At 45.9% G+C, this 20,214-nt stretch carries 23 protein-coding genes; 9 read left to right on the top strand and 14 right to left on the bottom strand.

Translation table 11 applies throughout. From position 1 onward, the window contains the following. Positions 1–39: 39 nt before the first annotated feature. Both ACFQS8_RS05190 and ACFQS8_RS05185 read right to left on the bottom strand, forming a co-directional pair. Positions 40–993: an NUDIX hydrolase gene (locus ACFQS8_RS05190; RefSeq protein WP_382166202.1), complete on the bottom strand. Its 954-nt coding sequence runs from the start codon at positions 991–993 to the stop codon at positions 40–42. Positions 994–1,016: 23 nt separating this feature from the next. Further along, positions 1,017–1,601 (bottom strand): YfbR-like 5'-deoxynucleotidase, encoded by a 585-nt coding sequence (locus ACFQS8_RS05185; RefSeq protein ID WP_382166586.1) that lies wholly within the window; start codon positions 1,599–1,601, stop codon positions 1,017–1,019. 316 nt (positions 1,602–1,917) lie between these two features. Here ACFQS8_RS05185 and ACFQS8_RS05180 point away from each other — a divergent pair, with 316 nt between their 5' ends. Continuing rightward, positions 1,918–2,067: a hypothetical protein gene (locus ACFQS8_RS05180; RefSeq protein ID WP_382166201.1), complete on the top strand. Its 150-nt coding sequence runs from the start codon at positions 1,918–1,920 to the stop codon at positions 2,065–2,067. 329 nt (positions 2,068–2,396) lie between these two features. Here the strand turns inward: ACFQS8_RS05180 and ACFQS8_RS05175 are convergent, their stop codons facing one another. Genes ACFQS8_RS05175 through ygfZ form a run of 3 tightly spaced genes read right to left on the bottom strand, consistent with a single transcriptional unit; the run spans position 2,397 to position 4,038 of the window. Further along, positions 2,397–2,594: a hypothetical protein gene (locus ACFQS8_RS05175; protein ID WP_382166200.1), complete on the bottom strand. Its 198-nt coding sequence runs from the start codon at positions 2,592–2,594 to the stop codon at positions 2,397–2,399. Further along, positions 2,591–3,190, bottom strand: a complete 600-nt coding sequence (locus ACFQS8_RS05170) for a DNA-3-methyladenine glycosylase I (protein ID WP_382166199.1) — start codon at positions 3,188–3,190, stop codon at positions 2,591–2,593. The genes ACFQS8_RS05175 and ACFQS8_RS05170 overlap by 4 nt, the downstream gene beginning before the upstream one ends. 20 nt (positions 3,191–3,210) lie before the next feature. Beyond that, on the bottom strand, positions 3,211–4,038 hold the full coding sequence (gene ygfZ / locus ACFQS8_RS05165) for a CAF17-like 4Fe-4S cluster assembly/insertion protein YgfZ (protein WP_382166198.1): 828 nt from the start codon (positions 4,036–4,038) through the stop codon (positions 3,211–3,213). A gap of 113 nt (positions 4,039–4,151) precedes the next feature. Here ygfZ and ACFQS8_RS05160 point away from each other — a divergent pair, with 113 nt between their 5' ends. Beyond that, positions 4,152–5,000 (top strand): ion transporter, encoded by an 849-nt coding sequence (locus ACFQS8_RS05160; protein WP_382166197.1) that lies wholly within the window; start codon positions 4,152–4,154, stop codon positions 4,998–5,000. A 225-nt stretch (positions 5,001–5,225) separates the two neighbouring features. On the opposite strand, the gene ACFQS8_RS05155 is transcribed toward ACFQS8_RS05160, so the two are convergent. After that, positions 5,226–5,621 carry a TIGR02301 family protein gene (locus ACFQS8_RS05155; protein ID WP_382166196.1) on the bottom strand — a complete coding sequence of 132 codons (396 nt, stop codon included), beginning with the start codon at positions 5,619–5,621 and terminating at the stop codon, positions 5,226–5,228. 250 nt (positions 5,622–5,871) lie between these two features. Here ACFQS8_RS05155 and ACFQS8_RS05150 point away from each other — a divergent pair, with 250 nt between their 5' ends. The 4 genes from ACFQS8_RS05150 to ACFQS8_RS05135 all read left to right on the top strand — a co-directional run bounded on the left by ACFQS8_RS05150 (position 5,872) and on the right by ACFQS8_RS05135 (position 9,232). Then, positions 5,872–6,315, top strand: a complete 444-nt coding sequence (locus ACFQS8_RS05150) for a hypothetical protein (RefSeq protein ID WP_382166195.1) — start codon at positions 5,872–5,874, stop codon at positions 6,313–6,315. 2 nt (positions 6,316–6,317) lie between these two features. Further along, positions 6,318–7,757: an FAD-binding oxidoreductase gene (locus ACFQS8_RS05145; RefSeq protein ID WP_382166194.1), complete on the top strand. Its 1,440-nt coding sequence runs from the start codon at positions 6,318–6,320 to the stop codon at positions 7,755–7,757. A gap of 16 nt (positions 7,758–7,773) precedes the next feature. After that, positions 7,774–8,763 carry a hypothetical protein gene (locus ACFQS8_RS05140; protein WP_382166193.1) on the top strand — a complete coding sequence of 330 codons (990 nt, stop codon included), beginning with the start codon at positions 7,774–7,776 and terminating at the stop codon, positions 8,761–8,763. Positions 8,764–8,848: 85 nt separating this feature from the next. Beyond that, the gene (locus tag ACFQS8_RS05135) at positions 8,849–9,232 is read left to right on the top strand and encodes a cupin domain-containing protein (RefSeq protein WP_382166192.1); all 384 of its coding nucleotides are present in this window, start codon (positions 8,849–8,851) and stop codon (positions 9,230–9,232) included. Positions 9,233–9,246: 14 nt separating this feature from the next. Here ACFQS8_RS05135 and ACFQS8_RS05130 read toward each other — a convergent pair whose 3' ends face one another. The 3 genes from ACFQS8_RS05130 to ACFQS8_RS05120 all read right to left on the bottom strand — a co-directional run bounded on the left by ACFQS8_RS05130 (position 9,247) and on the right by ACFQS8_RS05120 (position 12,361). After that, positions 9,247–11,166, bottom strand: a complete 1,920-nt coding sequence (locus ACFQS8_RS05130; RefSeq protein WP_382166191.1) for a monovalent cation:proton antiporter-2 (CPA2) family protein — start codon at positions 11,164–11,166, stop codon at positions 9,247–9,249. 117 nt (positions 11,167–11,283) lie between these two features. Further along, the gene (locus ACFQS8_RS05125; protein WP_382166190.1) at positions 11,284–11,898 is read right to left on the bottom strand and encodes a 2-hydroxychromene-2-carboxylate isomerase; all 615 of its coding nucleotides are present in this window, start codon (positions 11,896–11,898) and stop codon (positions 11,284–11,286) included. Between the two features lie 4 nt (positions 11,899–11,902). Then, positions 11,903–12,361 carry a tellurite resistance TerB family protein gene (locus ACFQS8_RS05120; RefSeq protein WP_382166189.1) on the bottom strand — a complete coding sequence of 153 codons (459 nt, stop codon included), beginning with the start codon at positions 12,359–12,361 and terminating at the stop codon, positions 11,903–11,905. 206 nt (positions 12,362–12,567) lie between these two features. On the opposite strand from ACFQS8_RS05120, the gene ACFQS8_RS05115 reads away from it, so the two are divergent. Beyond that, positions 12,568–13,485, top strand: a complete 918-nt coding sequence (locus ACFQS8_RS05115; protein WP_382166188.1) for a hypothetical protein — start codon at positions 12,568–12,570, stop codon at positions 13,483–13,485. A 22-nt stretch (positions 13,486–13,507) separates the two neighbouring features. Continuing rightward, positions 13,508–14,155: a hypothetical protein gene (locus ACFQS8_RS05110; protein WP_382166187.1), complete on the top strand. Its 648-nt coding sequence runs from the start codon at positions 13,508–13,510 to the stop codon at positions 14,153–14,155. Between the two features lie 3 nt (positions 14,156–14,158). Here ACFQS8_RS05110 and ACFQS8_RS05105 read toward each other — a convergent pair whose 3' ends face one another. Continuing rightward, the gene (locus tag ACFQS8_RS05105) at positions 14,159–15,145 is read right to left on the bottom strand and encodes a pseudouridine synthase (protein ID WP_382166186.1); all 987 of its coding nucleotides are present in this window, start codon (positions 15,143–15,145) and stop codon (positions 14,159–14,161) included. Positions 15,146–15,316: 171 nt separating this feature from the next. Between ACFQS8_RS05105 and yaaA the strand changes: the two genes are divergently transcribed. After that, entirely contained in the window at positions 15,317–16,105 is a 789-nt protein-coding gene (gene yaaA / locus ACFQS8_RS05100; protein ID WP_382166185.1) for a peroxide stress protein YaaA, read from the top strand. Positions 16,106–16,175: 70 nt separating this feature from the next. Here yaaA and ACFQS8_RS05095 read toward each other — a convergent pair whose 3' ends face one another. From ACFQS8_RS05095 to ACFQS8_RS05080, 4 genes are all read right to left on the bottom strand, one after another. After that, positions 16,176–17,063 carry a hypothetical protein gene (locus ACFQS8_RS05095; protein WP_382166184.1) on the bottom strand — a complete coding sequence of 296 codons (888 nt, stop codon included), beginning with the start codon at positions 17,061–17,063 and terminating at the stop codon, positions 16,176–16,178. 154 nt (positions 17,064–17,217) lie between these two features. Further along, complete coding sequence (locus ACFQS8_RS05090) at positions 17,218–18,147, bottom strand: L-threonylcarbamoyladenylate synthase (RefSeq protein WP_382166183.1); 930 nt, start codon at positions 18,145–18,147, stop codon at positions 17,218–17,220. Positions 18,148–18,232: 85 nt separating this feature from the next. Beyond that, entirely contained in the window at positions 18,233–19,456 is a 1,224-nt protein-coding gene (locus ACFQS8_RS05085) for a cytochrome b/b6 domain-containing protein (protein ID WP_382166182.1), read from the bottom strand. Between the two features lie 51 nt (positions 19,457–19,507). After that, positions 19,508–20,155, bottom strand: a complete 648-nt coding sequence (locus ACFQS8_RS05080) for a YceI family protein (protein ID WP_382166181.1) — start codon at positions 20,153–20,155, stop codon at positions 19,508–19,510. Positions 20,156–20,214 lie beyond the last annotated feature (59 nt).

Here is a 20,214-nt window from a genome sequence, read left to right as displayed (position 1 = left end):
GACTTTTGAAAACCTAGGTAAGCAATTTTCTTACCAGATTTAACTGTCACGCCTTTGATGGGGCGTAGAAATGCCTGATGCAATCGTTTTTCGCAGTATATCTGCGCGGCATTTGAATAGTTCAGCAGGACGGCCGCCTGTCGTTGTCGCGAACTTGCCTAATCCTTCGACTAACTCAGACTTCTCTATTGCACGGCGAAAGTTTTGCTTGTGCAGGAGGCGTCCGAGGAGAGACTCCACCGTTTGCTGCAATTCGAGAAGTGTAAAAGTTTCAGGCGTTAATTCAAATATAACGGGGCGATATTTGATTTTACCACGTATGCGAGAAATAGCAGTCGCAAGAATGCGCCTATGGTCTGAAACCATGGACTGACCAGAAATTGGCGCAGCACAATGATTGCGGCCATCGCGCACGGATTCAGCAGCATACCCCGCCTCATATAACAGTTCATATCGCTCAAGCACGCGCTCTTCTATCCAAGGCGATTCTTTGAGGCCGAATGCTAGTTTGACACGCTCTTTTTTTGCAGAGCTATCGCCGGCCCATTTTGAGAGTGCGGGTTCTATTTCATTTTCGATAATGGGGGGGATGCCTTTGCGATGGTCTTCCCATGGAAAATAGCGATACCAATCGCGCCAAACAGCATTAAATGCACCATCAATTTCTGTGCGTTCAGGTGTGAGGCCTAAATAGCCGACGGAAACAATGCGCGCGTTTTCGGGGGCATCCGCCATATCTGCTTTGGGAAGTTCGCGGCCACGGTCTGCAAATGTATATAATTGCTCCACATAACCTGGTTCAAATCCAGTTTGTGTGTGTACCCAATCTCTCAGGCCTTGCTCCATTGTGCGGTGGTTAATGGGATCAAATGCACCGAAGGGGAGACCTGAACGTCCCTCGCTATGGCGTGTTACGAGCGCATAGGGACTTGTAGAATCAGCTGCGACAATCACCGCCGATAGTCCCATCATTATAGCTTGAGAATGTGTCATTGTGCTTTCTAATTTGACGATGACTATTTGCTGCGTTTTGCTATTTCTGCATCGAGTTCGCTTAGCAAGGCATTGAAACGTTCTAAAAACAAGGCCTGTGCTTGGGGCACTTCCAATGGCGTCACATCAACAATCATTCCCTTTGGCGGTTGCACAAACAAGCGCTTTGCTTCGCTTTCATCAAAGCCTGCAAGGTGGATAGATTCAAAATAGGCGCAAATTAGGTCCGCTTTTTTTATGTTCTTTTTGAGTTTTTTGGAAATAGCGGCGGGTAATCCAAAGCGCATATGAATGGCGTGTTCTAGCCGCGTTTCAATATCTTTATAGCTGTCACCCAATATTGATTTAAATGGTGAAATCATATCGCCGATCACATATTCAGGTGCATCATGTAAGAGAGCAGCTAATTTGTCCTCCACACACATATTTGGCACGAGTAGCGCGCAAATGGCTTCCACAATGACACTATGTTGGGCGACAGAAAAAGCGTGATCACCTTTGGTTTGTCCATTCCAGCGTGCAACACGGGCGAGACCATGGGCAATATCTTCAATTTCAATATCTAAGGGAGAGGGATTGAGGAGATCAAGGCGGCGTCCAGAAAGCATTCTCTGCCAGGCACGCGGTGGCGCTTTGGAGTTTTTTTTGGAAGATGCCGCATTTTTTTCTGAAATAGAGAAAGCTCCATCAGTTTGGTTTTCTGGAGGGAGAGTATCCGCATCACATTCATTTAAAATTCTAACGGCGGAAAAGTTTGACGTCATAAAAAAATCTCGAAAAATTCAGAAAAATCGCGAAAAAGGGCTATTTTAGTCCAAAGGTTACCAAAAAACAGGGGCATATTTACCATATTTCTTCAGAAGACTCAGAGTTTCTTAAACCCCTCGGGATATATTGGTCAAACTCCGTAAGAGAGAAGACAATATGATAAATATGATGGTGGATACATTACAGCAACCTGCTGTTTTGTGGATGGTTTTAGCCGGTGCAGTTATTGCTGTTCTTGTTGAAGCTTACAAGACAAGTCCTGATGCCCTTTGGGGTGATATATTCGGCGACGAGTCTAATGATTAGAAAAAACTCCCGCTCAAGGCGGTATGGGTGATGAATGACGGGGGCGATATTTATATCGTCCCCGTTTTCAATTCTAATTCAGCTCTATTCTGGGGTCGATTTGGGTTTGGGCCTTGTCGTGCTGGGGTCTTCAGTGCTGCGAACCTCATCAATGCAAGCGAGTCTTTGCGTTGGCCAGTTTCGAAATTTCTCAAAACATTTGGCAATCGCTGCATCATTCTTCTCTTCTGTTGAAAGAGAGGAATTTGACGCGCAAGCACTAAGAGCACTTGCCAGGCATAAAGCGCCGATGAGTGTAGTCGTTTTTTGTATTGGGGACACTTTAAGCTCTATTCTTCGTTTTCAATGCGTTCTTGAAGGTCACGTTGGTAACGTTCTTCTTTTACGGCTTGCTCACATGCGCGGCGGTCTGTGCCAATGTCATTTCGGCATTCCTGAATGGCGCGCTCTGTATGCATATTCTTACCAGTGTTGACGCAACCAGCTGTGGCAAGCGCACATAAGGATAAAAGAAGAGCTGTTTTCATCGGTAAAATTCCTGAACTTGTGTATGGCGGGGGCAAGATACTTCATGGTCATTCACCATTCCAACAGCTTGCATGGCTGCATAAACGATGACTGGGCCACAAAACTTGAAGCCGCGCTTTTTCATGTCTTTTGCGATAGCTTCAGAAAGTGGCGTTTTTGCGGGAACGTTCTTCCAATGGTCAAGCGCGTTGACGATGGGCTTTCCATCCACAAAATTCCAAAGATAGTCGGAGAAGTTTTCTCCTTTATCACGCATATCCAGATAGATTTTGGCGTTTCCGATTGTCGCTTCTATTTTTTTAGGGCTACGGATAATTCCTGGATTGAGAAGCGCTTTATCTATGCGCGCTTGATCCCAAAGAGCGATCTTCTCAGGATCAAACCCATCAAATTCTTCGCGCATTGTTTCGCGCTTACGTAAGATGGTTATCCAAGATAAACCAGCTTGATGACCATCGAGCTGGAATTTCTCCCATAGAGCGCGACTATCATATTCAGGAACACCCCATTCTTCATCATGATAGCCACGATAAAGTGCATCATTTACAGGTGCCCAGCCACAATAAGGTGCTGGGTCAGTTTTGGAATCTGCCATGAATACTCGTCCTGATTAAACTAACCAGACGATGTCACAGCTTTGATCTGTTCGGCAAGCCATTCAGGTTCGATTAGTGAGGCTTCGCGTTCATTGGCTAGAAACGCATCGCCATGTTCGTTTTGGGCTTTTGCCATGCGATCAATACGCACTAAAGCAAATGCATATTCTGATTTGCTAGATGTGATCTGACCAATATTAGTTCCACCAATTGAAATAGGGGTGTGAGAATCTGGTGCTCCGGCAGGAAAGTGGAAACCAAGTGTACGACGTCTCGCTGTTGCGCGGCGTTTCATGCGAGAGACAACTTCTTGTCCGACAAAACATCCTTTTTTAAAGTCTACACCATTGAGCATGTCCATATTCACATCGGCTGGAAAAACTTCGTTCTCACCAAAGTCTTTTCCTTGTTCTGGAACGCCGTTTTTGATGCATTCAATGTCATAAGCTCGGCGGGATTTGTTATCCCACAAGTCTTTTTTATCTATAGACCGTCTAGGCATGTTTACATTGCGGGGGTCAATAAGGCCGTCTTTTACGAACGCATAAACGGCCAAATCATCGCGAATGCGTACGTCCACTTTAGCTTTTAATTTGAACATGTTTAAGCGTTTTGCCAGCGCTTCGTCTGCTTGAGCTGGCACATCAAGAAGAAACCCTACAGGCGTGCGCAATGCGAGCAAATCAGAGATGATTTTTCCCTGCGGCATGAGCAGGGCGGCATATCGCATTTCACCCTTGGCCATCCCTGTCATTGAATTTGTTAGAAGACCATTTAAAAATGTATCCGCATCAGCTCCGTCTACGCAGAGGACAACACGGTTTTCAAGGCATACAGGTTCACTCATACTTACTCATTTAGGTCGGAATGAGATGATTTTCTACTGTCTTTGTGCTCTTGCGTGAATTAAACCCATGCGTCAGACCAATAAAAGCTGATTGATTGAGAGAATGGAATAAAATGGGGCAACGAAAGAGCAGTCGGAGCGGTTTAAACAGAACCCTTTTCTGGCTTTATGAAGGTGAAGGGCGTTTGCCATTCATATTCCGTTGGGTGATTCTGGTTCTCGATCTCCTCACAATTATTCTGTTCTTGTGGGAGCCGTTTCATTCTTGGCAGCGGGCAATGAATCATGAATGGGCTATTCCGCTAGATATATTTATTGCAATTTACATTACGCTGGATTTCTTTGCGCGGCTTTATATTGCCAAAGATAAGTTCAAATTCTTCCGCAAGCTGCACAATATCGCGGATGTGTTTGTTGTATTGACTTTAGTTGTACCATTTTTCTTCCAAAATCTTGCATTCTTGAGGGTGTTGCGGATTTTGAGAATTGTGCGGGCTTTCACGTTTTTACGGCGGCTTGAATCGGTATCTCAATACATCAATCACCATCGCATAGTGATCGACCGCGTAACAAATTTCGTTGTGTTTTTGTTTATTATGTCTGCGCTTGTATATGTGAACCAAGTTGGGCGCGAAGATAGCAATATAAATACACAATTGGACGCTCTTTATTTTACCGTAACAAGCATGACCACCACAGGGTATGGTGATGTGTTGCTCGTTGGGCAGGGCGGTAAAGTGCTGTCAATTGTGGTGATGTTGCTTGGTCTGACTTTGTTTGTGCGTATGTTGCAATCACTTATCGCGAGTGATGAGAAGATTGATATCAAGTGTAAGGTGTGTGAGCTGCAGGGGCATGAAGCTGATGCGACGCACTGTCGAAGGTGTGGATCACATTTATTTGTAGTCGCAGAGCAACAAGAAGAAAAACCAATAGAATCCGAGCAATCCAAAGACTCATAAACGTCTGTAACACCCCACAATGTAAAATAGTGGGGCTATGCCTTGGAAAAGCGATTCTTCCTTCTTAGATATGTAAGACGGGGAGCTCACCCGCAGAGCTTTCCTCGTGACCATGTTGTTGTCCCCCAACCTTGCGACATGGTCGATCCAGAACGCCCGAGCTAGCTAATCCCCTTGTGAGCTGGCGGGCGTCTGGGTCAGATTTTTTTCTCTAAGAATAATAGTTTATTGCATATATTGCGCTGCGAGTGTTTCTGCCATTTTTCGGCCTTTGGACGCAAGCGTGACCTCCAATGATGCCACGGCAGAATCGCACCGGAATAAGCGTTCGCTTTGAAATTTATACCCGCGATTAAAGGCTGTCGTGAACAGCGATTTGCGCTCTTTAGAAATGCCTTCATGCTTTAGGAAGTCGCGCATATAATTGCGCCAATATTGATCATTCGCACCATTGCACAAGGTACGAATATAATGAGCTTCACCCAATACGCCTGCAAGGTCACGTTTCATGGTCAAAGATTGATCCGTGCCATAGGATTGCGCATATAGAGGCGCGTTCATACCCGTTATAGCAAAAACGAATGCGATACCTGCTGCGCGAAAGAGTGGGATCTTGATCAATTGTTTTATGCTCTTTTGTCTGTTTTGCTTATTTATGCCGTCTTATCAGGACTTTTTAAGGGCAGGGCAAACACTCCGCTAAATATCTAACATGAGTCTTCATACTGGGGATGCCAAGAATTTAAAATACAATATTTCAAATACAAAACGCCAAACCTGCAATTTCAATCATCCAAACCGCCATTTGCGTATTTGCCAGACAGGGGCAACGTGTTACCCGTTTTCTAGAATGAGTAGAGGTATGTAAGTCATGATCCGTTTTTCCAGGGCGATGAAATCGACTTTTTGTATAGGCGCAATATGCATTTTGCCTGTTGGAGCTGTGTTGGCGCAAAGCTCAAATTCTGTGTCGGCCATCATTTCCAGTGAAGAAGCGAAGAATGAATTGTTTGGTGTGCTGCTATCAGGTGAAACAGCCCAAACAAAAGAACCATGGAGCGAATGCATCCAGCCAGATGGAAAGACACGATATCGCTTCAGCGGTGTTGAATTGCTTGGCAAACTGGAAATCCATGATGATGGTCAGGCATGTTTCTCATATAGAGCGGATGATTTTGCACATGAAAGTTGTTTCAGGGTCAGCCGAACAAAGACGGGTTATACTTTTTGGGGTGGTGTAGAAGGCGTATTTACGGCTACACATGTGCAACATAATGTAAAAACTTGTCCTTCTGATGTAATTCCTACGAGTTAAAAGTGACTGATACACACACAATGACACAGACGATCGCCCCTGAATTTCTAGTTCGTGCGAAAACACTTCTGGGGCCAGTTGGCTTTATTGATACACCTGCGGACATGGAAAATTACCTGTCTGATTGGCGCGGACGTGGCAATGGCGAAGCACCTTTTATTGCGCGTCCAGAAAGCGTCGTGCAGGTGTCTGAATTTATGGCATTGTGTGCGGAATATGGCGTGGCGGTTACGCCTCAGGGCGGCAATACTGGATTGGTATTGGGTGGCTTGCCGCATGGCGAAGTATTGTTGAGCACCAAGCGTTTGCGGGCGGTACGAAATATAGATCCACTCAATGACTCCGTGACCGTTGAAGCAGGGATTATTCTCGCTGAACTTCAAGAAATTGTGGCGAAAGAAAATAGACTTTTCCCATTATCGCTTGGTGCTGAAGGTCAGGCACAGATTGGTGGATTGATTTCCACAAATGCAGGTGGTGTCGCTGTTTTGAAATATGGCATGATGCGAGATCTTGTTCTCGGCCTTGAAGTTGTTATGCCGGACGGACGCATTTGGAATGGGCTCACAGGTTTGCGTAAAGACAATACCGCCTATGATCTAAAACAGCTATTTATCGGGGCTGAAGGCACGCTAGGTGTAATTACCGCTGCGACGTTAAAAATGATGCCGCGCCCCGCTGTAAAAATGGTGTCATGGTTATGTGTTGAATCGCCTGCAAAGGCTGTTGAATTGCTTGCACTTGCTAAAGCAGAGACGGGCGGTGCTGTATCTAGTTTTGAGCTAATGCCCCGTATTGGTGTTGATTTTGTGTTAGAGCAAATGCCTGACACACGAGACCCACACCCTGACGCTAAATCGCCTTGGTATGTGTTGATGGAAATATCATTCCCAAGAGAAGAAGGTGCGCGGGATGTGCTTGAAGGATTGCTTGAAAAAGCGATGGAATCCGAAATCGTCACGGATGGTGTGTTAGCCGAAAGCGAAACACAAGCTTTTGAAATCTGGAAAATCCGCGAAACACTTCCTCTCGCTGAAAAAGCGTTTGGAAAAGCAGTTAAGCATGATGTGTCTGTGCCAGTGTCTTCTTTGCCGGCGTTTATAGAGCAGGCAAATGCGCGTGTTTACGCCATTGTGCCGAATGCAAATATCATTTCATTTGGGCATGTTGGTGATGGAAATATGCACTATAATGTTGCGCCTCCTGAGGGGGTAAGTGATGATGAGTTTTACAAAGCTTATGGAGCCGAACTTACCAAAGCTGTGCACGACCTTGTATGTGATATGAATGGATCTATTTCAGCAGAACATGGTATTGGAACCATGAAACGGGATGAGCTAGCGGAGCGCGTCTCTGATGTTGAAATGGATATGTTAAAAGCCGTGAAGCGTGCGCTTGATCCAGAAAACCGTATGAACCCCAATAGGGTGATCAGCATTTAGTAGAAAAAGAGGGCCAATGTTTGGATTGTTTAATGGGGGTAAGAAACGCTCTCTGAAATGCGCAAATTGGCATCCCGATATGGATGCGGCCTTAAATCATATGGATAAAGGCAATTGGTCTGGCTTGTCTCAGCTTTTGGCGAAACAGACGAATAATGGTCAGTACGCGCTTATCCAAGCATGTGGTGTGAATGGTGAACTTGGACAGTTCAACATGGATTTTCCACCTACAAGTGACGCTGATATATTTGTTGGCGGCATTAGAACACAATGGGCATGGCGTTATCGCGGCGGTGCAACGGGGGACCGAGTCGGTCTTGATGCGGGCTTGATGTTCTTCAATGAATTGGAAGCCGCGACAGAGTATTTGGATAGAGCGTTAGAGGCGAAACCTCACAACCCATTGGCAATTGGATTTAAAATTCGCGTGGCCATGGGGGAAGGTAATCGCGAGGAAAGAGATGCGCTAATTGCACGTCTTATTCAATGCGATGATCCACCCTTAGAGGCTTTGGGTGTCGCGTTGCAATCGCTATGTCCTAAATGGGGTGGAAGTCTGGAAAAGGTATTCGCTTTTGCACGCGATGTAGCTCAGTGTGATAATATACATCCTGCACGCCAAGCTTTGCTAGCACGAGCGCATATTGAAGTCTGGCTGAATGCGATGATGGATGATGAAGCAAGTATTCGGTCTGAATATCAAAATTATCTAACGCGTGATGAGGTCTTTCAGGAGATTTTAGCCGCCAATACGCGTTTTGAAATGCTCATGGAGCAAAACGCCCGTGCGCAAAAAGATGTTTTTGCCACGCAGTTCGCACACAATAATTTTGGGTATGCTTTCTATCGCGCAGGGCAATTTGAAGGCGCTGCCAAACATATAGATGCTTTAAAAAATGCTCCGGCTGAAACGCCTTGGGGGTATTCGTTTGCTAAAGATATCCAAGACCAATGGCCAAAACTAAGAAAGCAAGTAGGGCTATCTAAAAATATTCCTTCTGAGTAATCCAAGGTTTGTTTCAATCTCTTCCCATCACTGTGCATATTGCTAACAATATGCAATGCTGCGGTTAAGAATGGGGAGAGTATAAATGTCATCTAAGAATAAACATTTCACCATGACGGATAAAAATGGTGAGTCCTTTATAAGCATAGAGAATGCGCCCGAATTTACTGCGGCAGACTATTCGGGCTGGGAAGCTATTAGCGTTGAAGCTGAAGCGGCAGGCTTATTCTTTTTCATGTTTAAAGTTGCACCAAATGCAGAAGAATTTCCGCTTCATGCTTCACCAGACACATGGTTATCCTATGTCGTTTCTGGGCATGGACTTATGTATGCAGGCAAGGAAGATGGTGCCAAAACGCAAGGTGTCGAATTTAAAGCAGGTGATTTTATAAGCTTTGGTCCCAACACCCAGCATGCGTGGAAAAACGGTGATGCTGAGACCAAAATCATGTTTCTAAAGCGTGCTTAGGGGCTAAAATCTGACTAGCTTTTTAATTTGCTGGTTTGATCCATATCTTCTGAGCTAGAGGCAGGTTTCTTGGCTTTTATGTCACTAATTTTTCGTCTTAGCTCAGGTTCACGCTCTTCAAGCATTTGTCGAACTTTCGCTAAGAAGGCTTTGTTTTGGTATGCTGGAATATTGATGTCATATGCATCTGCTGTTTCACGCATCGCTTCGCGATCCCAAGCGTCAAATGTATTTTTGATCTCTTCAGCAATGTCATATGAGTGGCCCAAAGCCTCTAGTGTAGATCGCCCAATTCGAAGTGAGCTATCATAGGTTTCGCGCACAATATCACGACACCCTAAACTCCAAAGCTCATACACATGATCACGATCTACTGCGCGGGCTATGATGTGAAGATCAGGATAATGGGTAGCTGCATATTTCACGAGTTTATTGATCTGCGCTTTTTGATCAATCAAAACGATTAGTATTTTTGCATCTTCAATTCCCGCAGCATGCAGTAGGTCAGGACGTGTCGCATCGCCAAAATAGGTGTGGTCCACGCCAAAGGCGCGCAGAATATCTAAGTGTTTTGAGCTGTAATCAATTACGGTTGAATCATAACCCGCACTGCGTAGCATTCGATCGACAATGCTACCCATTCGGCCCCGGCCTGCCATGATGATCTTGCTTTTTGTATGAATAGTGTCTGCTTCGCGAGTTTGGCTTTTATTAAACTGGGGTGCGATGAGTTTATCATAGATGATGAACAAACAAGGCGTGATTAGCATGGATAGCGCCACAACCAGCATGAGCTGATCCGCGATGTAAGCGGGGATAATATGGTTTGTGACGACAAAGGAGAGCAGAACAAAGCCAAATTCACCAGCTTGGGCCAAGCCGAGTGCAAACAGCCATTTATGCTGACCTCTAATATTGAAGATGTAGGCCAGCACCATCAACACACTTGCTTTAAGTAAAATAAGCCCAAATGTAAGGCCAATCACATTTGCAAAATTACTGAACAGAAGTTCAAAATCTATGCGCGCGCCAACTGTGATGAAAAATATGCCCAGCAATATTCCTTTGAACGGTTCCACGTCGGATTCCAGTTCATGGCGGTACTCGCTATTGGCTAAAACCACGCCGGCTAGAAAAGCACCAAGGGCAGGTGAAAGTCCCACCAAATTCATAAGCAAAGAGATGCCTATGATCAGCATAAGGGCTGCTGCGGTAAATAACTCTCTCAAATGGGCTGCGGAAATGAATCTAAAAATTGGGCGTGTAAGGTAGTTTCCGCCTAACACAACAATTGCAACAGCCCCCAGCGAGACGAGCGTTGTTTGCCAGGCATTGAGGTGTCTCACCAAGCTATAGTCGGACCCGTGATCATTCCCTTCAGCGGCATGACCCATAGCTTGAGCAGCAGCTTCGGCGATTTCTGGAGATGCCAGTAAGGGCATCATTGCAAGCATTGGAATGATGGCGATGTCTTGAAATAAAAGGACGGAGAAGGCGCTTTGACCACCATCGCTTTTCATAAGGCCTTTTTCGTTCAGCGTCTGCAAAACGATCGCGGTAGAGGATAGAGCCAAAACAAGCCCAATCGCGAGGGAGACTTTCCACCCCAAACCAAAGGCGATTGAAATGACCATTATGAGTATTGCGGTACAAAATACCTGCCCGCCACCTAGACCCATAAGGCGAATACGCATTTTCCAGAGGAGTTTGGGTTCTAGCTCGAGGCCAACTAGAAATAACATCATCACGACGCCAAATTCAGCGAAATGCTGAATAGACATCACATCCACATGTAAAAGTGTAAGCAGGGGGCTGATCACAATTCCCGCGATCAAATACCCAAGCACAGATCCAAGCCCGAGCCGTGACGCAATCGGGACAGCAACAACTCCGGCACAAAGAAATATGAATGCCAGTAGTAAAAAGTCGCTCATGAATCGTTTCCTATCGTAAAGTGGGCGTCACGATAGACATAGCCCCAAAGGGCTTATCCGCAATGGTTTTATTGGTGAAGCAGAGCATGCCTCACCATAAAGTTATGCCGTGAGGCCTTAGGCGGTTTGTTGCGCTTTGATTTCTTCTTCCACTTGATCAAGACGATCTTTACCGAAGAACATCTCTTCACCCACAAAGAAAGTTGGCGCACCGAATGTGCCGCGATTTGCTGCCTCATCGGTGTTTTGAATGAGCTTTGCTTTAATCTCTGGCGATTGCGCACGTTCGATAATTATGGCGGCATCCAAGCCAGCCTTGTTAAGTATTTCAGCTAGCACATCTGGTTCTTTTGGGTTTAAATTATCTTCCCAGACAGCCTTCAGCCCTGCCTCAAAATAAGCAGGGAAAACACCCAATTCATGCGCCACAATTGCACCGCGCTGGAGCAAGACTGTGTGAACTGGAAAATTGGAATTCATCTTAAACTTTGAAAGTTTGTGCCGCTTTAAAAAACGTTGAAATTCCAATTGTTCATACGCAAAACGCCCCTTCACATTTGCAAATGTGATAAAGGGAGGTTGATTGCCTGTCGCCTTGAAAATACCGCCAAGGAGAGTGGGAATATAATTGAATTTAACGCCTGTGCGCGCCTCAATATCAGGTATCAGCTTGTGCGCGAGATAGACATTGGGGCTTGCAATATCAAAAATAAAATCAACCTTCACTGACATGATATTATCCCTTCATTGCCGCTTCAACGCGTTGGCGTGCGTGGGCTGACGAAATGGGGTCTAATCCCATCATTTCAACTAATTTGCGTACAAGTGCGTCTTCATTTGGATCGCGTGTTTCGTCCGACAGGATTACGCTCCACAAACCTTCCAGCACGACAAGACGGTCAGATTCTGGAAGGCTAGTTTTTATCAATTGGGTGAAGCGGTAAGTGTCCACGCATTCTTCTTCAGCTTTCTCGCCTTCTTCGCGTAAGCTAAGTGCTTCATCGCTTCTAAGCTTATATATGTGCGCAAGGATTGATCCAATCAGATCGCGCTCCACATCAGTGTAATCGTCATCAACATGGGCAGCATGCACTAATAGGGCAGCCACGGCGGTGCGCGCATCGCTCTCATTGAGAAACTCTGGTTGTGATGCGGCGGTGTCGCCCTTAAGGCGCTCTAGGAATGATTTTAACATAGTAAAAAATTATGATGCACGCGGCTGTGATGCAAGCAGTTTATGGTCTCAGAGCGTAGAAATGATGGCTGTATCTCATCCGCGAGCCTTGGCAATCTTATTCAACTGGTGATTATCGTTAAAACATTACGACAAAAACATATTCCCGCCCCATTGGATTTGCTAAGGTTGGGGCAATAGTCGCGAAGATAAGGCCAAGATGATTCATGCTTAAACGGTTTGCGCAAAATATGAACACATCCACTGGCACAAATTGGGGCCGAAAAATCAGCATGATTGCGTTGATTTTCTCTCTAATAAGCGGTGCTTTTGTTGCAGCCTTTTCTGCGTCCCGACCTGAACTGCCACCTATCGCTGCATTATTCCTTTTCATTACGGCGATAGTTATCTCAATTCTTATTGCGCAATTATTCTTTGATTTAGAAGGCTGGTTTGAGCAGCGCGACAGAGACATTGAAGCAGATCGCATTTTTAAATCATTGAGCGAGAATGATGACTCGAAGGTTGAAAGCTTTATCCTCTATCTTCGTCCTTTCATCTCAACCAATAAGATTGGTGCAGACCAGCCTAAAATGATGAGTTTTCGGCCTGATGGCATAGGTGGCGCGACGCAGTTTATTCTCACTAATGATCGTGTTGAGTTTGAAGAAGAAGTTGAAAAAGCACTTCGCCCGCTAGGAAAGCTAATAGCGCTTGGTAAACCGCTTGAGCATATGGGGGCGGGGCGTGTTCGTGTGGCGGATGAGGTTTGGCAAGACGCGATTAAATTGTTGATTGATAAAGCTGAAATGATTGTTCTCCTTCCATCGCCGCGTCCGGGCACGTCGTGGGAAGTCGAGCATTTGCTGACATCGGGTGCTTTGGAAAAGACAATTGTTGTTGATCCGCCCAATGATCGCGGTTCCGTCGATAAGGGCTATGACCCTATTTCAGAATGGGCGGGGGTACGTACCACTTTTGCAGAGCATGGTTTTTCTCTGCCAGAGGATGATGAAGAGGGTTCGTTGATAATCTTTGGAGATCAAAAAGAACCTGTCATGACGTCAAAAATCGGTTTGGGCGGCGAAAACCAAGTGCGTAGATTTGCACGTGAATTACAAAAGAAATTGCGCGTCACAGCGTAGAGAGTGGAAATAGAGGGACAGAATGCGAAATATATCGAGTACTGTGATGGCGCTGGCCGCGATGGTGTTGTCGAGTATGACAACATATCTAACATTTTTTGATGCACGCTACACGCTGACAGCCGCAGTTGCGAAAGTCTCAGGGCAGATAAATCGCGGGTATAGCTCCAATAGTGAAGGCAAAAGCATTGATTTTCGCTATTGGGTAGATAGCACGCTCGTTGTGTCGAATAGGGGAACGCGTGCGCTGGTTATTTCTGATGTTTCTGCAGTTAAATCCAATAAACCGGGTTCGTGCGCCATAGATAAAGACAGCAAGCGCCATCGTGTTCAGCAATATATAGCGCCTGAATATGTACGCACGCAATATATTCAACCCTTTATCGTTGAGCCAAGTAGCGTTGCAGCAATACCTTTGTCTATGGGTATTCCTGGCCTTTCCCAAGAGATAGGTCTTGAAGAAGAGTTTTCACTAGAGCCACTTCACGATCTTTGGTGTCTTGAATGGAAAGTGTTCGATCCCAATGGCAAAATGCATGAGAACACAATGCCAGCCTTTTTGATTGATGTGGCTTTCAACACACCAGAAGGTGAAGATTATCCAGAGGGCGAACTAAGACTTGATATGAAAAGCGGTCCAACGGAAATTCTTAAACGCGGCTTATTTTAAGCTTTAGCTACCGGGATATTTGGGGCGCGTAGATGGTTTCTTCTTGCGCCTCACTGGTGGACGATCACTATTTTGTGGTCCCGATTTAAAGCCTGCGCTTTTGCGGTCAAACTGTTCACGCGGTTTGTCTCGGTTATCGCGATTTTGGATTCGTTCGCGATATTGTTGGTATTGTGACTTTTCAGGCGTGGGCGGTTCTGGGTCTGGTTGAGGGATATATTCCACTTGGGATTTGTGTATCAGTCCTTCGCGTTCGGCAGGCGTCAATGCGCGCCATTTTCCTTCGGCAAGGTCCCCGATATGTACATGCCCGATACGGATGCGAAATAGATCTACAACTTTCAGCCCGACAAGATCACACATGCGCCGAATTTGGCGGTTGCGGCCTTCTGTCAGAATGAAGCGCAATAATTGCCCGCGCTCATGCGTGACAATGGCGGGTTTGAGCACGCGGTTATCCAGCATGAGGCCATGACATAAATCTTGGACGCGTTCGGGGGTGATTACGCCGCGCACAGTCACAAGGTATTCCTTTTCACTGTCTGCCTCTGGTCCGATAACAGATTTTGTCAGCACGCCGTCTTCGGTCAAAATCAATAGCCCACGAGAGTCCTTATCCAACCGACCAACAGGCGCGAGGCGTGAGTCTCTATGGGGGAGGCTATCTGAGTGACCTACAAGGTTGGCTTTAGTAATCAGGCGAATGGCTGGTATCTCACCTTCATTTGGGTGCGCCGATACATAATCTACAGGCTTGTTCAGTACCACTGACATCGCGCTTGCAAGTTTCTTGGTGGCAGCGTCAGCTAAAGTGAGTGTTTCGCCCTTTACAATCTTTCGGCCAGGTTCAGTGACTTCAACGCCATCAATTGAAATCAAACCTTGCTCAACCAATCCTTCCGCTTCGCGACGAGAGCATACACCTGATTGTCCCAACCATTTATTGATACGTTGAGGCTCATCACCATCATAAGTCTTTGTCCAAGCCATGAAGAACAATCCGTGTCTAATAATTGCAAAAGCGTAGGGCGCGTTGTGGAATGGTTTTTAGCATATGTCACGCAGTGATGGACGATATTCATGCGCAAAAGCGTGACCTAGCGTGCAAGACTGCCTATTTAGAGTCTAACTAAGTGAATCGTAAACTAAAAGGCCGTGTCCATGCTTGTGCTTCTTTCTCCTGCCAAATCCCTCAATTATGATCCAGCACCTGCTGATTTGCCAATGTCAGATCGCTTGCTCGCCGATCAAACGGAAGTCTTGAGCAAAACAACACAAGGCTTAACACGTGCGAAACTACGCGAATTGATGGGCATTTCCGAAGACCTTGCAAACTTAAATTATGATCGCTTTCAAGCATTTGCTCCGGAAGGAAACAAAGAAGCTGAAAAGCAAGCAGCCTTAGCTTTCAATGGGGATGTGTATCTTGGTCTTGAGGCGAAGACACTTGATAAAGAGTCTCTTGAATGGTCTCAAAATACAATCCGCATTCTGTCAGGTTTTTATGGTGTCTTACGTCCGCTTGATGGGCTTCAGCCCTATCGTTTGGAAATGGGAATAAAACTGAAAACACGTCGCGGTGAAAACTTGTATCAGTTCTGGGGTGATAAAATTTCTAAGCAACTCAATTCTGACCTTGCCCAAAGTGGTGGTGATCAAATTGTGGTGAATTTAGCTTCAAATGAATATTTCAAGTCCGTCGATAAAAAAGCGCTCAAAGCCAAAGTTATCACGTGTGACTTTAAAGATATAAAAGACGGTAAAGCGCGCACGCTTGGTTTCTTTGCGAAGAAGGCTCGCGGATTGATGGCGCGCTATATTATTGAAAACCGGATCAACGATGTTGAATCGCTCAAAAACTTCAATGTTGAAGGCTATTCATTCGACAGCGCACTTACAGCCGGTGACAAGTGGGTCTTCACACGACCACAACCTGCTCCCAAGAGCTAGTGCAGGCACCTAGCAGCCCTAAAGCAGGCAAGGTGCAGCACCGCATCAAAATATGAAATAGGGGGGAGCTTTAGGCTCTTCTCTTCTTTTTCTTACGGTTTCCGGCAAAACGGATGAACGCAAACAGCGCTGAGAACATGCCAGCTATCCCGCCAATAGCGCCGATCACTGGCTCGTAATCCTTTGCAAGTGTTACGATTTTATCAAATTGCTTGACTTCAACAGAGATCTTATCCCGATATGCATCCAGAGGTTCAGCAGCGTTAGATCCTTTTGCATAGCCAAAGATTTCCAAAATCAGCATATGTTCCCCTTCTTTTATGGGGGTAACACGCCATTGCCAACGGTTTTGCGCACGCGATGAAAGTATCTGACGTGAGACAGACATCAATTGGATATCAAATGCTTGTCCGGTAAGTTGTGCTGCAACTTCATCCGATAAAACGACATCTCTTTCAACAACTTCGCCTTCAAATCCTTCTAATCCAGCCGCTGGGTTTGCTTCGTCTGTGGCGTCAATTATCAAGGAAACATCCACAGCTTGATTGAGCGCCATTACCTCTGGCGGGCGGTTATAGGCGATAGGACGAGATTTAAAGTTATCCAACGCGCTGGGCGTTACTGACTCAATGCTACGTTCAGCCACAATCGGATCATCATCCGTGCTTTGTGTGGAGAAACGATTATGAATTGATGCGTTTGGTGGAGGTATAATTTGCGGCATTTCTGCAGAGCTTTGGGCGCTCTTAGTATTTTCTTTAGCTGGCGCTGAGGCTGGAGCAGGTGCGGACATTGGAGCTGGTGCCGGTGCGGGCGCTGGGGCTTCCATCATAACAACAGGAGGAGATGCGGCGTTTTCGGTAGATTTTATAGGGCTAGAGCCTTGTAAAGAAAGCCAGCCCCACAGCCCGCCACATGTCAAAGCAATGATGAAGCACAAGAATGAAATCGTCCGCATGAGCCCGTTCCCCTATGGTTCCGCTGAATAGAAATATCCTGCTTGGCATAAGCGCACAATCATTGCTTAGGCCAGAAGGTCAAGTCTATTTCTTAAGGTTAATCTTGTTTGAGGAAAAAGGCCAATTGGCGGTCTTCTTCCGTCGACACAAGGGCTATACAGCGGCGCGATTGAGGCGATCATTGATTGCTTCGCCTAAACCTTCATTTGGGATGGGCGCGATTGCAATTTTTCCATATTGCAGATCAAGGATGCGCAGCATTGCGAATAAGTTTGCGGCCGCTTCGATTAGGTCACCTGAATTAGAAAGATTTGCCGCGACCTTAAAAGACGTTTGCCCAAAACCCAGATAGGCTTCATCGCTTTCAGGTTTCGTGACATTCAATCGAAGTTTTGCATTTGGCGCGTAATGGCGGCGCATCATGCCAGGGCTAACTATTTCACCGCTCGGTGCAGCGAGAGGGCCAGTGCTGGCTTCAATCTCCAAGCGTGATAAAGCGCCAGGGCGCAGCAGTGTAGGTTGATCGCCGATCAGTGAAATGACGGTTGATTCAACACCCGATTGGCATGGTCCGCCATCAAGGATGAGGTCTACTTTGTTTCCTAATTCGTCTGCAACATGTTGCGCAGTCGTGGGAGATAGTTGTTCTGAACGGTTCGCAGAGGGGGCTGCAAGCGGGCATTTGGTAGCTTCAATGAGGCCACGTGCTGTAACATCACTCGGTGCACGTATGGCTATAGAATCTAATCCAGCTGTCGCTAAGTCGCTGACAGAACAATTTTTCGATTTGGGTAGAACGAGAGTTAGCGGTCCGGGCCAAAAGCGTTCTGCTAGCTCAAGCGCCATTGGACTAAACACAGCTAAAGATTCTGCCATTTCCATGCTGCTAACGTGGGAAATTAAAGGATTGAAATTTGGGCGCCCTTTAGCTGCGAAAATGCGTGCAACAGCTTCGCCATTGGTTGCATCTGCAGCAAGGCCATAAACGGTCTCCGTTGGTATAGCGACTAAACCACCGCTACGAATTGCGCGTGCAGCTTTTTCCATAGCGAGATGGTTGGGGGATACGATTTTCTCAGACATGGTGTTCCAAATATAGCTGTTCAGCGACGCATATATAAGCGTGTTGAATAGGGCATTCTAAAGGCAGAAATTTAGCTGTTGGATATTATTCTATCGTGGTCGCAACAAGTTTAACATCCATATCAATATCTTTTGATATCCATTCAGCCTTTGGGTCGTTTTCTGCACCAATACCAAGCGCTAAACGGTCAATTTTGAAGCTAGAAGTCATCACAGCACTATTTTCAGCGAGGATGAGGTCGAAGGGCATGCGAATGGGATAATCTTGTCCCTTTAAGTTTAAAACAGCAGTAAGTTCCAATCCATCATCTGTCGGAAAGACTCCATTTGCAGTGAAAATTGCCTGCGGAAATTTTTTCACATTGAAAAAGTCAGGACCTGTGAGGGAGGTGTCGCTGTAATTGTCTCCAGTGGTTGCGGATGCTGTTTGAACGACAACTTTGACTGCGGCGTCTTCAAGTGCTTCAGTGCGGTATTCGATGTCTGCGGTCCAATCTTTGAACACACCTTCAAATGGCTTTTTATTGTAGACCCCTGAAAATTTTATCTCACTGGCTGCATAATCTATCGCCCAATTGGGTGTGATTGGTGCTGAAGTGGTTTCAACGCGGTCGGGTTTAGGTTGAGCGTCGGCCTTACTGAAAAGAGCACCAGCGCCAACAATCCCAGCAAAGAAAAGGAGGGCACCGCCAAAAGCAAATGCCAGTCCTTTAGGTGTATATTGTGGGCCATCTGTGGCTCCAAAAATACCCGGTAACATACGTGCCAATAACCCGTCCTTGTCAATAAATTGGTGTTTGAGAGCCCCCAATACATGCAAGGCTAGCAACACAATTGCGACCCAAGCCAGTTTGCCGTGGGCATTCTCTAAAACTGGGAAGATTGCTTCTTTTGTATCAGCACTAAGGTCCGGTAGAAAAGGAAGATGCGGCCATTGAATGACATCATACAATATTGTCGGAAAGCCACGTGCTGATGCAGATACTAAAATCCACCCTGTAAGAGGCATCAAGATCATAAGTGCATAGAACCCGATATGAACAGCTTTGGCAGCCAAAGCTTGCTTGTGCTCCATGGGTAGTTCTTCAGGCGGTTTGTTCATAATGCGCCATAAAATTCGCGCAATTGTTAGAACAAGAATAGACACTCCAATGGACTTATGGAGTTGATATAAGTCGGCTTTATTGGCTGCATCATTGGGCAAATCGCCCATATACCAGCCAAGTGCAATCATCCCCAAAATTGCTAACGCGATTACCCAGTGCAAGGCGATAGCAACTGCTGAATAGCGATATTTCATTATTGGCATGAGGACGGCTCCCAAAGCGGTTTTGGATACTTAGATTTGCATACACTAATTTTAGTTTTCGCCAAATTCTACTTCAATCTGAAAGCGTACTTCATCACTGACAGTGTTGGGCAAAAGAGAAGTCATTCCAAATTCGGAGCGGTTAAATGAGCCTTTGGCTGAGAAACCAAGAATGGCTTTGTCTGGTGCCCATGGAACTGTATTAGATCCATGAAAAGTAACGTCCATAGATATTGGTTTCGTAACTCCAAGAAGATTTAGGTCACCGGTCAGAAGACCAGTTGTATCACTTAGGCGTTTTAAGGATGTGGAGGTGAAAGTTATGTCTGGATATTTATTGGCGGACAAAAAGCGATCATCTGTAGCAAGTTCATTGTCCCATTCTGCACCCTTTTCTGGGTGGTTCGCGTCAATTGAGAAAGGGTCGATTATCGCGGAAACGGATGAATTTTCTGGATTGTCAGCATCAAATTTTACAGTTGCGTCAAAGTCGTTAAAGCGCATTGTATACCATGCTAACCCCATATGCTGGACAGCGAAGGTAAGCGACGCATGAGACTTATCTAGCGTGTAATTACCAGCTTCCAATTGGGCAATGGACTGGACTGGTTTTGAAATACAGCCTGATACAGTCAGCAGAGAAAGTCCCGCTATAGCTAATATGCGGCGTGGGGCAGGCAATGAGCGAAAGAGGGACATGCTATATCCTTTTTGGTTTGCAAAAGAGCCGTGTGGAATTTGACCGCTCCGCTTTTACT

It is taken from the genome of Hirschia litorea (genome assembly GCF_042665075.1).
GTDB classification, from domain to species: domain Bacteria; phylum Pseudomonadota; class Alphaproteobacteria; order Caulobacterales; family Hyphomonadaceae; genus Hirschia; species Hirschia litorea.
Note: the sequence above shows the minus strand (reverse complement) of the source record. Positions and strands in the feature narration are given on the sequence as shown.

Coding starts and splice junctions, on each gene's coding strand:
- ACFQS8_RS05180 (WP_382166201.1), top strand. CDS start 1,918: ATGATAAATATGATGGTGGATACATTACAGCAACCTGCTGTTTTGTGG.
- ACFQS8_RS05085 (WP_382166182.1), bottom strand. CDS start 19,456: ATGCCAATAATGAAATATCGCTATTCAGCAGTTGCTATCGCCTTGCAC.
- ACFQS8_RS05135 (WP_382166192.1), top strand. CDS start 8,849: ATGTCATCTAAGAATAAACATTTCACCATGACGGATAAAAATGGTGAG.
- ACFQS8_RS05080 (WP_382166181.1), bottom strand. CDS start 20,155: ATGTCCCTCTTTCGCTCATTGCCTGCCCCACGCCGCATATTAGCTATA.
- ACFQS8_RS05090 (WP_382166183.1), bottom strand. CDS start 18,147: ATGTCTGAGAAAATCGTATCCCCCAACCATCTCGCTATGGAAAAAGCT.
- ACFQS8_RS05190 (WP_382166202.1), bottom strand. CDS start 993: ATGACACATTCTCAAGCTATAATGATGGGACTATCGGCGGTGATTGTC.
- yaaA (WP_382166185.1), top strand. CDS start 15,317: ATGCTTGTGCTTCTTTCTCCTGCCAAATCCCTCAATTATGATCCAGCA.
- ACFQS8_RS05095 (WP_382166184.1), bottom strand. CDS start 17,063: ATGCGGACGATTTCATTCTTGTGCTTCATCATTGCTTTGACATGTGGC.
- ACFQS8_RS05185 (WP_382166586.1), bottom strand. CDS start 1,601: ATGCTTTCTGGACGCCGCCTTGATCTCCTCAATCCCTCTCCCTTAGAT.
- ACFQS8_RS05170 (WP_382166199.1), bottom strand. CDS start 3,190: ATGGCAGATTCCAAAACTGACCCAGCACCTTATTGTGGCTGGGCACCT.
- ACFQS8_RS05160 (WP_382166197.1), top strand. CDS start 4,152: ATGGGGCAACGAAAGAGCAGTCGGAGCGGTTTAAACAGAACCCTTTTC.
- ygfZ (WP_382166198.1), bottom strand. CDS start 4,038: ATGAGTGAACCTGTATGCCTTGAAAACCGTGTTGTCCTCTGCGTAGAC.
- ACFQS8_RS05140 (WP_382166193.1), top strand. CDS start 7,774: ATGTTTGGATTGTTTAATGGGGGTAAGAAACGCTCTCTGAAATGCGCA.
- ACFQS8_RS05120 (WP_382166189.1), bottom strand. CDS start 12,361: ATGTTAAAATCATTCCTAGAGCGCCTTAAGGGCGACACCGCCGCATCA.
- ACFQS8_RS05150 (WP_382166195.1), top strand. CDS start 5,872: ATGATCCGTTTTTCCAGGGCGATGAAATCGACTTTTTGTATAGGCGCA.
- ACFQS8_RS05125 (WP_382166190.1), bottom strand. CDS start 11,898: ATGTCAGTGAAGGTTGATTTTATTTTTGATATTGCAAGCCCCAATGTC.
- ACFQS8_RS05105 (WP_382166186.1), bottom strand. CDS start 15,145: ATGGCTTGGACAAAGACTTATGATGGTGATGAGCCTCAACGTATCAAT.
- ACFQS8_RS05175 (WP_382166200.1), bottom strand. CDS start 2,594: ATGAAAACAGCTCTTCTTTTATCCTTATGTGCGCTTGCCACAGCTGGT.
- ACFQS8_RS05115 (WP_382166188.1), top strand. CDS start 12,568: ATGCTTAAACGGTTTGCGCAAAATATGAACACATCCACTGGCACAAAT.
- ACFQS8_RS05110 (WP_382166187.1), top strand. CDS start 13,508: ATGCGAAATATATCGAGTACTGTGATGGCGCTGGCCGCGATGGTGTTG.
- ACFQS8_RS05130 (WP_382166191.1), bottom strand. CDS start 11,166: ATGAGCGACTTTTTACTACTGGCATTCATATTTCTTTGTGCCGGAGTT.